Origin of the sequence: Paenibacillus gorillae, assembly GCF_000513275.1 — a bacterium.
Taxonomy (GTDB): Bacteria; Bacillota; Bacilli; order Paenibacillales; family Paenibacillaceae; genus Pristimantibacillus; species Pristimantibacillus gorillae.
In genome coordinates this window covers 22432-36493 of sequence record NZ_CBVJ010000075.1, presented here as the reverse complement: position 1 = coordinate 36493, position 14062 = coordinate 22432, and the positions used below count along the sequence as shown (strand labels likewise).

At 49.9% G+C, this 14062-nt stretch carries 13 protein-coding genes and 1 pseudogene; all 14 read left to right on the top strand.

The window, feature by feature from the left end; genetic code table 11:
* The first annotated feature begins 76 nt into the window (after positions 1–76).
* Positions 77–742 carry a hypothetical protein gene (locus TY10_RS12495; protein ID WP_042163873.1) on the top strand — a complete coding sequence of 222 codons (666 nt, stop codon included), beginning with the start codon at positions 77–79 and terminating at the stop codon, positions 740–742.
* Positions 743–859: 117 nt separating this feature from the next.
* Positions 860–1975, top strand: a complete 1116-nt coding sequence (locus TY10_RS12490) for an endospore germination permease (protein ID WP_042163871.1) — start codon at positions 860–862, stop codon at positions 1973–1975.
* The gene (locus TY10_RS12485) at positions 1972–3423 is read left to right on the top strand and encodes a spore germination protein (protein WP_042163869.1); all 1452 of its coding nucleotides are present in this window, start codon (positions 1972–1974) and stop codon (positions 3421–3423) included. The genes TY10_RS12490 and TY10_RS12485 overlap by 4 nt, the downstream gene beginning before the upstream one ends.
* Positions 3424–3427: 4 nt before the next feature.
* Positions 3428–4600, top strand: coding sequence for a Ger(x)C family spore germination protein (locus tag TY10_RS12480; RefSeq protein ID WP_042163867.1), 1173 nt, complete (start codon positions 3428–3430; stop codon positions 4598–4600).
* Between the two features lie 81 nt (positions 4601–4681).
* On the top strand, positions 4682–4906 hold the full coding sequence (locus TY10_RS12475; protein ID WP_202903178.1) for a hypothetical protein: 225 nt from the start codon (positions 4682–4684) through the stop codon (positions 4904–4906).
* Between the two features lie 18 nt (positions 4907–4924).
* Complete coding sequence (locus TY10_RS12470) at positions 4925–5332, top strand: spore coat protein (RefSeq protein ID WP_042163863.1); 408 nt, start codon at positions 4925–4927, stop codon at positions 5330–5332.
* 1121 nt (positions 5333–6453) lie between these two features.
* Positions 6454–6948: pseudogene (locus TY10_RS12460) on the top strand (Lrp/AsnC family transcriptional regulator).
* Between the two features lie 13 nt (positions 6949–6961).
* Positions 6962–8173, top strand: a complete 1212-nt coding sequence (locus TY10_RS12455) for an aminotransferase class I/II-fold pyridoxal phosphate-dependent enzyme (protein ID WP_042163859.1) — start codon at positions 6962–6964, stop codon at positions 8171–8173.
* 188 nt (positions 8174–8361) lie between these two features.
* Positions 8362–8937, top strand: coding sequence for a cob(I)yrinic acid a,c-diamide adenosyltransferase (locus tag TY10_RS12450; RefSeq protein ID WP_042163857.1), 576 nt, complete (start codon positions 8362–8364; stop codon positions 8935–8937).
* Positions 8934–9902 (top strand): RluA family pseudouridine synthase, encoded by a 969-nt coding sequence (locus TY10_RS12445; RefSeq protein WP_042163855.1) that lies wholly within the window; start codon positions 8934–8936, stop codon positions 9900–9902. The genes TY10_RS12450 and TY10_RS12445 overlap by 4 nt, the downstream gene beginning before the upstream one ends.
* Positions 9903–9920: 18 nt before the next feature.
* Positions 9921–10283, top strand: a complete 363-nt coding sequence (locus TY10_RS12440; RefSeq protein ID WP_042163854.1) for an arsenate reductase family protein — start codon at positions 9921–9923, stop codon at positions 10281–10283.
* On the top strand, positions 10271–11506 hold the full coding sequence (locus TY10_RS12435) for an aminotransferase class I/II-fold pyridoxal phosphate-dependent enzyme (protein WP_042163851.1): 1236 nt from the start codon (positions 10271–10273) through the stop codon (positions 11504–11506). Before TY10_RS12440 ends, TY10_RS12435 begins: the two co-directional genes overlap by 13 nt.
* Positions 11507–11592: 86 nt before the next feature.
* Positions 11593–12498, top strand: a complete 906-nt coding sequence (locus TY10_RS12430) for a 5'-3' exonuclease (RefSeq protein ID WP_042163848.1) — start codon at positions 11593–11595, stop codon at positions 12496–12498.
* A gap of 122 nt (positions 12499–12620) precedes the next feature.
* Positions 12621–14018, top strand: coding sequence for a phosphodiester glycosidase family protein (locus TY10_RS12425; RefSeq protein WP_052350522.1), 1398 nt, complete (start codon positions 12621–12623; stop codon positions 14016–14018).
* The last annotated feature ends 44 nt before the right edge of the window (positions 14019–14062 follow it).

Below are 14062 nucleotides of genomic sequence, written 5' to 3'. Positions count from 1 at the left end.
CTCGGCATTAGCCGCTGCCCGGCTCTCCTATCTTTGCAATGCAAGCGAATGATTCGGATGAAAGGAGGTTGATCGCATGAAAAACCGGCATCCGCTGCTCGACCGGCAGGTTGAACTTGAAATTTCCGGAAAAATGACGCCGATACGCGGCAAGCTTATTGAATGTGGCCCAGACATTCTGGTTCTTCACAATGGAGTTCAGTTTCTTTATGTGCCATTGATTCATTTGCAGCAATTAAGGCTCTCTTCTCAGGAGGAAGGACCGTTTGAAACTCCCGAGAATCCATTCGAACCGATTAACGATCCGATCTCTTATCGGAAAATATTAATGAACGCTAAAGGGATGTTCTCCGAAATTTATATAACCGGCAATCAGTCCATTCATGGATATGTAACGACGGTTATGAATGATTTCTTCGTTTTCTACTCTCCTGTGTACCATACCGTCGTTATTTCACTCCATCATTTGAAATATTTGATTCCGTATAACCCGAATTCGACGCCTTACACTTTGACTGCGGAGCAATTTCCATTGAAGCCTTCGCCGTTGACACTTGCACGCACGTTCGATCAACAGCTTAGGAAATTAATTGGCGAGTTCGTTGTGCTCGATCTTGGAGAGAATCCGAATAAAACGGGAGTGCTCAAAAATGTGGATCAAAGCATGATCGAGCTGGCTAATGCCAGCGGGAACAGTGTATATCTTCATTTTGACCATGTTAAAACCGTTCATGTTCCTTAACAAAAAGCGTCCTTTCTACTTGCCCCAAGGCATGGCGGAGGACGCTTTTTGTTTGTCTTTTTTAATGCATGACTTTTCTAGACAAGGGGAAAACTGGATCGAAAGGATGTGACTGCTATGAAGCCAACCGCTCTCAAGCCCTTTTCCTTATGGCCAGTTGTCATGATGACACTGCTGTCAGTCGGACTCGTCAATCACGTTATTGTCGTACCCTTGCTCCTTAATGTCGCGAAACGCGATGCCTGGTTATGCGTTCCGGTTGCTTTAATTATTGTGCTGCCAATCGTTGCATTACCGCTACACCGTGTTCTCATCAAGCTTAACGGAGAACGGATTGACACGTGGATGAAAAGGCGGATGCCGCGTTTTATCTCGTGGCTGTTTATTGTTTTTTTTATTGTGATATCTTTGCTCGTCGCTTTTGGCACCATGGTAGATGTCGTTCGATGGACGTCTGCGACCTATTTGCCGGAGACCCCTCAACTTGTCGTCTGCTGCATTTTTGGAGGACTTTGCCTCTATGCTGCCATCGCTGGCTTGCGGACGATTGCGTATATTTCTTGTATATTGCTTCCCGTCGTTGTGCTGCTTGGCGATTTTGTCATGTCCGCCAATATGCCGGCCAAAGATTATCATTATTTGCTGCCCATGCTGGAGAACGGATTTTCGCCAGTACTTAGGGGTGCGCTCAACAGCTTAACTTCATTTTTGGAAATTACATTTTTACTGCTCATTCAGCATCATTTCAAGAGCCGGTTCAAAGCTTGGCATCTTATACTGTTGACGCTTGGATTCGGGTTACTGACATTAGGGCCGACTATCGGAGCCATAACTGAATTTGGACCGGAAGAGGCATCCAATATGCGTTACCCTGCGTATTCGCAGTGGCGGATGGTTAAAATCGGCGATTACTTTGAGCATGTCGACTTTTTCGCCGTGTTCCAGTGGTTGTCCGGCGCATTTATCCGTATCGCTGTTCCTATATACATAGCCAATGAATTTGGGCCGTTCAAGCGTTTGAAGCGGCAATGGATCGGGATGTCGGCTGCGGCAATGTTAATTGTAGCTGCCACCTGTGTGATGCTGAACCATATGCGATACTACCGGATGCTGCTGGGGTACTATTATTCTTATGCATGGATCATACTGTTTGCCGTATTGCTGTTCCTTTGGGCTATATCCGCCAAGACGGGCAGAACAAAAGCCATTGCGACAGGAGGCCGGAGAAGATGAGCGAAAGCTTGGCAAGGAAAGGGACAAAGCTGTACGACATCATGCTCACTTTACAGGATTCCCAGGATGTCCTTATTCAGGATTTCATGACGGATGGCGATCGGAGGCACAAATTCAAAATTGTCAGCTGCGGCGGTATGGTAGATATGCAGACGTTATTTATTGCATTGCCGCCTAATTTAGACAGACTTGCAGCATGGACTGAAGAAGGGAGAAAGTCTGAGGAGGACAATTCGGATGATTTCAAATGGTCAGCAGGTGTGATTGGCGTACACATACCCCTGCGCAGTGAGAAGGATGTTGAAGGCTTCTATACTTCGTTGTTTTCGGGAAGTGTTATTGTTATCCACGTTGAAAGCGGAATGGTATTCGCTTTTGACTTATCCGACCAGCCGGGCAGACAGCCCGAAGAGTCGACGATGGAGCTGTCGCTGAAAGGACCGAGAGATGGTTTTATTGAGAAAATCGGTACGAATATCGCATTAGTCAGAAAGAGATTGCGGACGCCCGATCTGAATTGCCAATATTGGTCGATTGGCAGTGAGACGCATACGGAAGTGGCTCTTCTTTATATAAAAGGAAAAGCGGAGCCCGATCTAGTTGAAGAGGCCAGAAGAAGGCTGCACAATATTAAAATTGAGGCGTTGAACAGCGCTTCACAGCTGGAAGATTTAATTTCCGACCGCCCGTATTCGCTATTTCCGCTGGTCGAATATATTGGACGTCCCGATTACGTCGTGCACTCGCTTATGAAAGGCAAAGTAGCATTTCTCGTTGACGGGTCGCCTTCTGCGATTATCGCACCAGCGAATTTGCTGCTGTTGACTAAATCGCCTGAAGATTTTCATTTGCCGTATTACTTCGTGTCGCTGGAGCGGCTGCTGCGTATTGCAGGCTTGATTCTGGCACTTTGCCTGCCGGGATTTTGGGTGTCGCTGTCTGCCTTCAACATTGATCAAGTTCCGTTTACGCTGCTGGCGACCGTTACGATTTCTCGAATCGGACTGCCGATATCGGCAACGATGGAAATGTTTTTTATGCTAACCATATTCGAGCTGTTCAGAGAAGCGGGTGTTCGTCTTCCGAGAGCAGTAGGGCAGACCGTGTCGGTCGTCGGAGGATTGATTGTCGGGGATGCGGCAATTAGTGCCGGGCTGACTTCTCCGACTATGCTAGTGTCAGCTGCGATAACAGCTGTAGCAACCTTTACGCTCGTTAATCAGTCGCTAAGCGGGACTGTAAGTATATTAAGATTCGCAATACTTATATTGTCTTCGCTGTTTGGCATATTCGGTTTTTTTGTCAGCGTATTTGCCACTTTGACCTATCTGTGCTCGCTGGAGTCCTTCGGCAGGCCTTATATGGCGCCTGTTGCGCCGATTAGCTGGAGATCACTAATTCCTGCAATTTTGATCAGGCCGTTTAAGGCTCAGGCAAAGGAGGAGTAGCTATATGGCTGCAACCAGCCTTTACCTTTGGCGAAGAGCAGTACTTAGAAGTTCAGCGCTGTTAAAGCTTCTTTTATCTATGACGATACTCCTTACCGCTACAGGCTGCTGGGATGAGGTCGACCTGCAAAAGGTCAGCTATGCAGCTGCGCTCGGCATCGATTATGTCGATGACAACTATGTGATTTACACGCAGCTGCTGTCGTTCGACTCGATTGCCAAAAGGGAGTCGTCGGCGGCTAGCGAGAAGCCTATATGGATAGGGAACAAAAAAGGGGATACGCCGCTTAATGCCTTGTTTAATTTGATGACTAGCTCTCAATACAATCTGAGCATGGATCATCTAAAAACGATTGTTATTCACGAGCGGGCTTTTGCGCATGTGAAGACAATTCTGGACGGAATTAACCGGATGAGGGCAACGCGTTATACGACTTATATTTTCGGTACGAAAGAGGACTTGGAGCGGCTGTTCGAAGTCGACAACTTTTTCTCCTCTTCTCCCCTGAACAGCGCGCTTTACAGCCCGCAAATTACCTATCAGGAAAACAGCTTGGTCAGGCCGATGAGGATGCAGGATATCGTGAGGCAAGGATTAGAGCCGGGCATTACGACTCTTTTGCCAAGTATAAAAACGACCAACAAGGATTGGAAGAATGCTGGAGAAAAGATGGATCTGGATATAATCGACGGAGTATTCGCCTTTAAAAATTCGCGATATGCCGGATTTCTGCCGCGGAAGGACATTCAGGGGCTTGCCTGGGGAGCTGAAGGTTTTGAACGTACAATTGTTTCTCTAGAGCCAAAGGAAAACCAGGAAGCGACTGTCATTATCGACAAGAGCAAGATTGATATAACATGGGACCCGCAGGCATCTGTGTTCCATCTCCAGACAACAATGAAAGGTCATATCGTAGAGTGGGATACGGATGTGGACCGGGTTCAGTTCATAAAGATGATGGAGGAGAAGATCAAGAAAGAAATTAAAGCAACCTTTCTGAAGGGGCAGGAGATTGGCGTTGATTTGTACCCGCTAGAGCATGTTTTGTACCGGTATCACCTTAAGCAGTGGAAGGAAATACGGAAGCAAGGCGAATGGAAGCCCAACGTCGACGATGTGGTCATCGATGTGGATTTTACACTGAAATATTCCGGTGAAGTCGAAGTTTTCAAATAAACCGGCTCCGTACATAAATGTGGAAGATAGCGCGGATAATACGTAATGGCTTGGCATTACATAAAGAAGGAGGAGAGGAAATTGTTACAACCGATTACGGCGAAAGAACTGGAGTATATTGCAGATTCCTTGTCCAATGAAGATTTACTGATGAAGCAGAATGCGCTGCTGGCAGCTTCGGCTAGCAACCAGGCATTGCGGCAAATCGGCCAGCAAATGCTTCATACGCATCAGCAGCATTACCAGACGCTGATGCAATCGTTCCAGCAGCATCAATCGATGGCGCCAACACAGCCACAGCATTAATAAAGGAGGATGACGAGCATGTATCAGCAGCAACAACAGCAGCAACCGCTGCCGGATGAGGATTTGGCCTATACCGTATTGTCCGATTTGAAGCGGGTTGTCCGGGAATACGCGACGGCAGCGACGGAATCGACATGTCCGACAGTGCGCCAGATGTTTACGAATTTGCTAAATAGCACGCTGAAAATGCAAGGCGATCTGTTCCAAGCGATGCAGTCTCAAAATATGTACAGTACCGCTTCTCCTGCTTTGCGTCAGGAGCTGGACAAGCAGATCAAGGAATACTCGCAGACGCAGCAAAAAACGTCGCAATGGCTGCAGCAGCGCCTAGGCGGTTCGCAGCAGGGCTTTGGCTCGTTCGCGCCTTATCAGCATCAGTCGCATCAGCAGCATCAATCGAACCAGCACCAGCCTTATTATAGCTAAGACTTTAGGCCCTGTGGGGGGAGGCTGCCGATAATGATTCGGCAGCCTTCTTTAGCTTTGCGGGGGTATACTTCGGGCTCGCTGCGCGTTTCGGTTCGTGCTGCCATTCTTGATTCTTGATTTATCATTGTTTTCACAATAAGAAATGAATCGAATCTTCAAAAAGTCATCCCGAACTCGAACCGCTCCGCTCCCCCTAGTTGCGCACAAATGCATAATACATACTTGCGTTGCCGCATAACGAAGCGGCTTCGCTGATTAGCGAAGGCCGCTTCGCAAATTTTACTTGAAACAGGTGGATTAAAGGTGCGCTACAGCATTAACGAAGAGAATTTCGCTAATGAAGAAGCTAGGTTCACGAGTTGCGAAGATTGGTTCGTTCCAGCTCATTCTGACGTCATTTGGCCCTCTTATAGCGAACTTTGCTTCGCTGTTTAGCGAGTCTGGTTCGCAATATGGTCTTCACGATGAGGAGTCGATGGGATGTATCTTTTGCTGCGATGACAGTTCTGGGACCGCTGCGCGTTTCGGTTCGTGCTGTCATTCTTGATTCTTGATTTTTCATTGTTTTCACAATGAGAAATGAATTGAATCTTCAAAAAGTCATCCCGAACACGAACCGCTCCGCTCCCCCTAGTTGCGCACAAGTGCATGATACATACTTGCGTTGCCGCTTAACGAAGCGGCTTCGCTGATTAGCGAAGGCCGCTTCGCAAATTTTACTTAAAACAGGCGGATTTAAGGTGCGCTACAGCATTAACGAAGAGAAGTTCTCTAATGGAGAAGATAGATTCACGAGTTGCGAAGTTTAGTTCGTTCCAGCTCATTTCGATGTCATTTGGCCCTCCTGTAGCGAACTTTGCTTCGCTAATAAGCGAAGCTGGTTCGCTATATAAGAGCAATAGTGTTCCGCTAGCGATAATGGTTTGCAACAGAAAAGCAGCAATTGTTGGCACCTGAAGAGTGGTAAGGGTTTGATGCAGAATAGCGACAGTAGGGAGCTGCAGGAGTACTCTAGTCCGAGCCCCGCTTTGGGAGCTTTTGTTTTTTTCTTTGCAGGAAGTTTCAATTCGTTGTAAAATATTTTTTATAACTACAGGCGCGTTGGAAGGAGTAGGGCGATGAACGAACTGCAATTGAAAGTGCTTGAACTGCTTAAGGAAGACGCTAGACGGGACGCGGAGCTGATCGCGACGATGCTGGACCGTTCGATTGAAGAGATCAAGCAAGTGATCGCTGAGCTTGAAAGCGACCATATCATCGTGAAATATGCGACAGTTGTTAACTGGAGCAAGGTTGACGATGAAAAGGTGACAGCGCTGATTGAGGTACAGATTACGCCGGAACGCGGACGCGGATTCGAAGGCATCGCCGAGCGTATTTATTTATATCCGGAAGTGAAATCGGTTTATTTGATGTCAGGCGCATATGATCTATTAGTGGAGATCGAGGGCAAAAAGCTTGAAAGAGGTTGCCTCGTTCGTATCGAATAAATTGTCTCCGATCGACAAAGTGCTGTCGACGAAGACGAACTTTATTTTGGAAAAAATTACAAACAAGACGGCATTATCTTCGAGGAGCATGAAGATGACCATCGTTTGATTATTTCGCCGTAAGAGGGTGATGGCTATGATAAAAGATAAAGAAACAGTAACCCCTCGCAAGGAGATGGCCGATTATTTGTCACCGATGGCTAGAGGCATCAAGCCCTCTGGAATCCGGCGGTTCTTCGATCTGGTCAGCGCGCGCAAAGATGTAATCACACTTGGCGTGGGCGAACCGGATTTTACGACACCTTGGCATGTCCGCGAGGCAGCGGTCTATTCGCTGGAAACCGGCAAGACGCAATACACGTCCAATGCCGGGATGCCGGAGCTTCGCGGTGCGATCGGCCAATATTTGAACGATCAATTTGCGGTGGAGTATAATCCGGCCGACGAGATTCTCGTAACGGTGGGGGGCAGCGAGGCGATTGACCTAGCGCTTCGGGCGCTCATTACGCCTGGAGATGAAATTCTAATTCCAGAGCCTTGTTATATTTCCTATTCGCCGATTACGACGTTAAGCGGCGGAGTCGCGGTAGGCATCGAAACCTTCGCGAAGGATAATTTCAAGCTGAAAGCGGAGTCGCTGCAAGCCGCGATTACGCCTCGATCCAAAGTACTTATACTTTGTTACCCTAGCAATCCGACAGGCGGTATCATGACGTATGAGGATTGGCTGCCTATTGCAAAAATCGTCGAGGAAAACGATTTGATCGTCATTTCCGACGAGATATACGCCGAGCTTACTTATGGCTCTAAGCATGTCAGCTTCGCCGCTGTACCGGGAATGAAAGACCGTACGATTCTCGTCAGCGGTTTTTCGAAAGCATTTGCGATGACCGGCTGGCGTATGGGCTACGCCTGCGGACACACGGATCTTATTGCCGCAATGCTGAAGATCCATCAATATACGGTTATGTGCGCCCCTGTTATGGGACAATATGCTGCGCTTGAAGCGTTGTCGCCTCATGGCCTGGAAGAGAAAGACCGGATGATGGAATCGTACAATCAGCGCAGAAGGCTTGTCGTTAAAGGCTTCCGCGAAATTGGCCTCGATTGTCATGAGCCGGAAGGAGCTTTCTATGCGTTCCCGTCCATTCAGTCGACAGGTCTGACGTCGGAGCAATTCGCACAGCGCCTGCTGGAGGAAGCGAATGTTGCAGCTGTTCCCGGAGGCGTATTCGGTTTAGGCGGCGAAGGACATCTTCGTTGTTCCTATGCAACATCTGTTGCACAGCTGACTGAAGCGCTGGACCGGATTGGCAATTTCGTAGCGAAGGTGAAGCAAGGTTCGTAATCATAAGGAACTGTGGATGAAAGGCAGTGCCATCGGGGCGCTGTCTTTTTTTATGCCCGAACTGCATAGAGCGGTTATAGGAAAATAGAGCCGGAATGCCGAGAGGACGGCATTTTATGATATAGTAGAGTCAATGAATACCGAAGCGGCCAGTCGTTGGCCGAGGACAGAAAGGGCGGCGGAAGCCAATGAATTTATATACGAGAACCGGTGATAAAGGCGATACTTCGTTGATCGGAGGCCGGGTTCGGAAAGATGATATTCGCGTAGAGGCCTACGGGACACTCGACGAGTTGAACGCTTTTGTCGGTCAAGCAGCAGCGGAGATGGAAAAGCATGAGGCGCTTCACGAGTTAGTGGAGGAGTTCACCGTTATTCAGCATGAGCTATTCGACTGCGGCGCGGATCTCGCTTATGCGCGGCCGGGAGCTCCGCTCAAAGTGAATGCAGAGCCGGCGGCAAGACTCGAAACGCAAATTGACCGTTATAGCGCGGAAGCTCCTGAGCTTACCCGTTTTATTTTGCCCGGAGGAAGTGGAGCGGCGGCGCTGCTCCATGTATGCCGTACCGTGTGCCGTCGTGCGGAAAGGCTCGTCGTTACGCTGGCTTCCGAGCATCCGGCTAATCCTGAGGTGCAAATCTATTTGAACCGGTTATCGGATTATTTCTTTGCTGCGTCCCGGGTTGCCAATGCGCGGCTTGGCGTATCCGATATTGAATATGTCCGGAGCGCGGAAGTGTTCCGCAAGCGGGACCCAAAATGAGCTTGAATATTGACGATTACTATAAACCGTTGACGGTAATTGCGGGACCGGCCGATGAAGGCAAGCCTGTGCGAACTGTGCTGGAGCGCAGACTTGGCATTTCCCGTAAGCTTCAGTCACGGATAAAGCTGACTGAGCATGGCATCGCATTGAACGGGAAGCGGGTCTATACGTCCGATATTGTACACGAGGGCGATGAGCTGACGATCCGGATGGAGAAGGAAACGTCGGATGATATTTTGCCAGAACCGATTCCGCTCGCTATCGTTTTTGAAGACGAAGATCTGTTGATCGTTAACAAGCCCGCTGGCATCGTCGTACATCCCACTCATGGGCACTATACCGGCACACTGGCGAACGGCGTCGTTCATCACTGGTTGATGAAGGGAGAGCAGGTCCGCTTCCGTCCGGTTCACCGGCTGGATGAGGATACTTCCGGACTTGTCGCCATAGCGAAAACGCCGTACGTTCATCAGCAGCTGTCCGAGCAGCTTCAGGCGAACGGCGTAATGAAGCTTTATCGCGCTTATGTCTACAGCCATCCTCCGGAAACGAAAGGGGTAGTTAATGCCCCGATCGATCGTAATCCGGATGCGCCGCATATTCGCATCGTTACCCCTGACGGTTATCCTTCTGTGACCCATTATGAGACGGGGGCTGTCTTTGGCGGCGGAGCGGCGGCAAGCGTCCGCTTGAAGCTGGAAACTGGAAGGACGCATCAAATCCGCGTTCATATGCGGCATATCGGTTGCCCGTTGATCGGCGACGAAATGTACGGCCCTGACAACGGAGGGCATGCGGAATGGGAAGCTGCGGCTGGCCGGCAAGCGCTGCATGCCGAAACGCTTGGACTTACGCATCCGATTACGAAGCAATGGATGGAATGGACGGCAGAACTGCCGCCAGAGCTTGTCCGGTTGGAGGAAGTACTGGAGAAGCCCAGCCGGGATGAACTTACTATTTAGAAGGAGCTTGACCTATACATGGCTAAATTAACGATGTATCAATATCCCAAATGTGGAACTTGCCGCATGGCTGTCAAATCGCTTCAGGCTAAAGGCAATGAGCTGGAGCTCAAACATATTGTTGAGGAAACGCCAACAGCCGCTGAGCTGAAAAGCATCGTGGCGAATAGCGGACTTGAGCTTAAGAAATTTTTCAATACGTCGGGCGAAGTGTACAAGGCGCTTGGACTGAAGGACAAGCTTGGCGCCATGACGGAGGACGAGCAGCTTGCGCTTCTCGCATCCAACGGCATGCTTATTAAACGGCCGATTGTGACTGATGGCAGCAAAGTAACAGTAGGCTTTAAAGAAGAGCAATACGAGCAAATATGGAACGGATAACGGGTGAGAAGCAGATGGCGAACAAACGATGGAGATCGGAACGGTTGGAGCAGCTTGGTTCCTCTATTTTTGCCGAGGTGGCCGAATGGAAGCAAGCGGCGATAAAGGCGGGCCGAGATGTGATTGACCTCGGCATCGGCAGTCCGGATAAGCCTCCGACGGCTGCAGTCCGGCAAGCGTTGAGCGAAGCTGCGTTGAGAACGGATATGTACGCCTATCCGGGAACGCATGGCAGCGAATCGTTCCGGCAGGAAGCGGCGAAGTGGATGGAGCATCGCTTTGGCGTGAAGCTCGATGCCAATGCTGAGCTCGTTTCCTTAATGGGCTCGCAGGATGGTCTATCGCATTTGGCGATGGCGATTTGCAGTCCCGGCGACGTAGCGCTTGTGCCAGACCCTGGCTATCCGATTTATACGGCAGCATTGGCGCTTGCCGGTGTGGAGCCGGTGCTGCTGCCGCTTAAAGAGGAGAACGGTTTTCTGCCCGATTTGGAGGCGGTGTCTGACGAAATATGGGATCGCGCTGCGTTCATACTGTTGAACTATCCCAGCAACCCGGTATCCGCTGTTGCCGATCTTACATTCTTCGAGCGGGTATTGGCGAAAGCGGGGCAGCATGGCGTGCTGGTCGTGCATGACGCCGCCTATTCGGAAATGGCTTTCGACGGCTTCGACCCGCCGAGTATTTTGCAGGCAGAAGGAGCTTTGGACGGAGCGGTCGAATTTCATTCCTTATCCAAAAGCTTTAACATGGCAGGCTGCCGAATCGGCTTTCTGGCGGGCAACCGTGAAGCGGTCGGTGCCTTGCGCGAGTTGAAGGGCAATATCGATTACGGCGTATTCAGCGCCGTTCAGGAAGCGGGCGTCGCTGCGCTGCGCGAAGCGATGTCGGAGCAGGCTCCGCCTAAGGCAGGAGTACTGTACGAGCAGCGGCGGGACGCCTTTGTTGCCGCATTGCGGGCAGAGGGCTGGAATATCGATAAGCCGAAGGGGACGATGTTCCTATGGGCTCCGCTGCCAAACATGCAGTGGTCCTTGACGGAAGCGTGGAATTCGCGTCGAATTTCCCGGGAAATGCTCGAACGGACGGGCGTCGTTGTCATTCCAGGCGAAGCTTTCGGAGCGGAGGGCGAAGGCTATGTCCGTATTGCCCTCGTCGAAGAGGAAGCGCGCCTGCTCGAAGCAGCTAACCGAATAGGGAAGTTTATCCGGGGCGAATTTTAGCTGGTACTTTTTTACTGCGCAACTAATAGAATAGAGCGACTGTGATTGAGCAGTTGATAGAATCGAAATTGCAAGGAGGGAAAGCGATGAAAGAAAATAAAGTGCTGATTGTCGATGGAATGGCGGTGCTGTTCCGCGCTTTTTACGCAACATCCTATAGCGGATATATCCGCAAGACAAAAGCAGGGCTGCCAACTAATGCGATTTATGGCTTTATCCAATACTTTTTTGATGCGATTACAACGTTTCAGCCTACGCATGTCATTTGCTGCTGGGATATGGGAAGCAAAACGTTCCGTACAGAGCAGTTTGCCGACTATAAAGGGAACCGGGGAGAGCCGCCGCTGGAGCTGATTCCTCAGTTTGATCTGGTTAAAGAGGTAGTAGCTGAGATGGGAATTCCCAATGTCGGCATTGTCGGATTTGAGGCGGATGACTGCATCGGCACTTTGTCCCGCCAACTGCGGGATGAGGCGGAAGTTTATATTTTAACCGGCGATCATGATATGCTGCAGCTTGTCTCCGATAAGGTGAAGGTCGTTATTATGAAAAAAGGCAAGTTGAATTACGCGATTTACGATTTGGCGTATCTGCTGGAAGACAAGCAGCTGGCTCCGCATCAGATTATTGATATTAAAGGCTTTATGGGCGATACGAGCGATAATTATCCCGGAGTCAAAGGCATTGGCGAGAAGACGGCGCTGAAGCTGCTTATGGATTATGATACGGTGGAAGGCGTGCTCGAAAATCTGGACAAGCTGCCTAAAGGCGTCCGAACCAAAATTGAAGCCAATCTCGATATGCTGCATCTTTCCCGGGATCTTGCAACAATCCGGTTGGATACACCTGTAGCTTGCGGTTTAACAGAATGCGTATGGGAATTGCAGCTGGAATCGGCTGTCCGAAAGTTCGAGGAGCTGGAATTCGGCGGGCTGGTGAAGCTGTTGGAGTCTCATTCGCGAGCGACAGAGGTCGATCTGTTTACGATTTAGAATTGTCTATCATGACCGGGCTGTCGAGAGGTTTCGACAGCTTTTGTTTTGTTTATTAATTAACATTCGCCAAGTAACCGATATAGTTAGTTATTATCGACTTCAAGGAGGATACGAAAGAAATGATTAAGGCTTGGAATCAACTTTTGAAAAAAACGGCGATTGGCACGACAGCAACTGCTCTTCTGCTTTCCGGGGCTTTGACTGGAACGGATGACGGCTGGAACAGAGAGGCAGTCGCTGCAGCCGCTGTAACTGCCGATAAGCAAGTTGCGATAACCTATCCCGCTGCTTCGGCATCGGTAACGTTAGATAAGCGTCTGCCGCTCAAGAAGCAGCTTAAGCTCTCGGATGACGTTTCTGTACGTTATGAATCGGGGAATAATGCGGTGGCCCGCGTTAACAGCAGCGGCGTGGTTGTTCCCGTCGCTCCAGGAACGACGAATATACGAATAAATGTAATCACTCCCGGTTATTCAGGGGGTTTGACTCTGCCCGTGACGGTCAAAGCGGGATCGGCTTCCTATAAGGTAGTTACGGCTGTGAAAAAAGTATCGGCTGGAGGCAAATCCTTCTCCGTGCAGACGGTTACGATTCCGAAAGGCATGCCCGTAACGGCGGCACTTGCAGGAAGAAGAGTAGGGGCGCTTCAGCAACTGCAGGAGATTGCCCAGTCTTACCGGGCCGACGCAGCAATCAATGGCACTTATTTCGAGGCATACGGCGGCGTGCCAGATCCGTACGGAACTGTCATTACGGACGGCGTTGTGGAACATATCGGCAACACAGGCACCAGCGTCGGCTTCAAATGGGACGGAAGCGCGGTTATGGATACGCTGCGTATTAAAGTAACGGGTGCTACTGACGGCTCTTATAAGTTTCCGAATAACTGGTATGTCTACTTCGTGAACCGGACTCCAACACAGGGGATCGCTTCCGCAGTTATGTTCACGCCAAAGAGAGGCAATAAAGTTGGCTTCAGCTACGGCAAAGCAGTAACCGTTCGCAAAGGGATCGTGACGAAGACCGGCAGCAACCAGAATGCAGACATTCCAAGCGACGGCTATGTGCTCGTATTTAACGGCTCCGAGGCAAAGCTGGCCGACCGGTTTAAAGTAGGAACGAAGGTAGAATATAAAGTATCGTACACGAACGCGGCTGGACAGGAAATTGATTGGAGAGACGTGCATACGGCGATTGGGGCTGGACCACGGCTCGTGAAGGACGGCAAGCTTGCTGTCGATCCGGCGAAGGAAGGCTTCAGCAGTCCGAAGATTTTGACGGATGGCGGCGCCCGCAGCGGCATTGGGATTAAAAAGGATGGAACGGTCATTCTCGCGACCGTGCCGGGGGCAACAATCAAACAATGGGGCAATATCATGCTCAGCCTTGGCGCTTATCAAGCGATGAATCTGGATGGCGGTGCATCCTCTGGCTTGTACGCATCCGGCAAAATTGTGACGAATCCAGGCCGGCAAATTAGCAATTCACTTCTGTTCAGCAATAAGATGAAGTGGTAGATTGATCTGGTTTTGTAAAAAAATCCCCTTGTGCCTGCTCGATG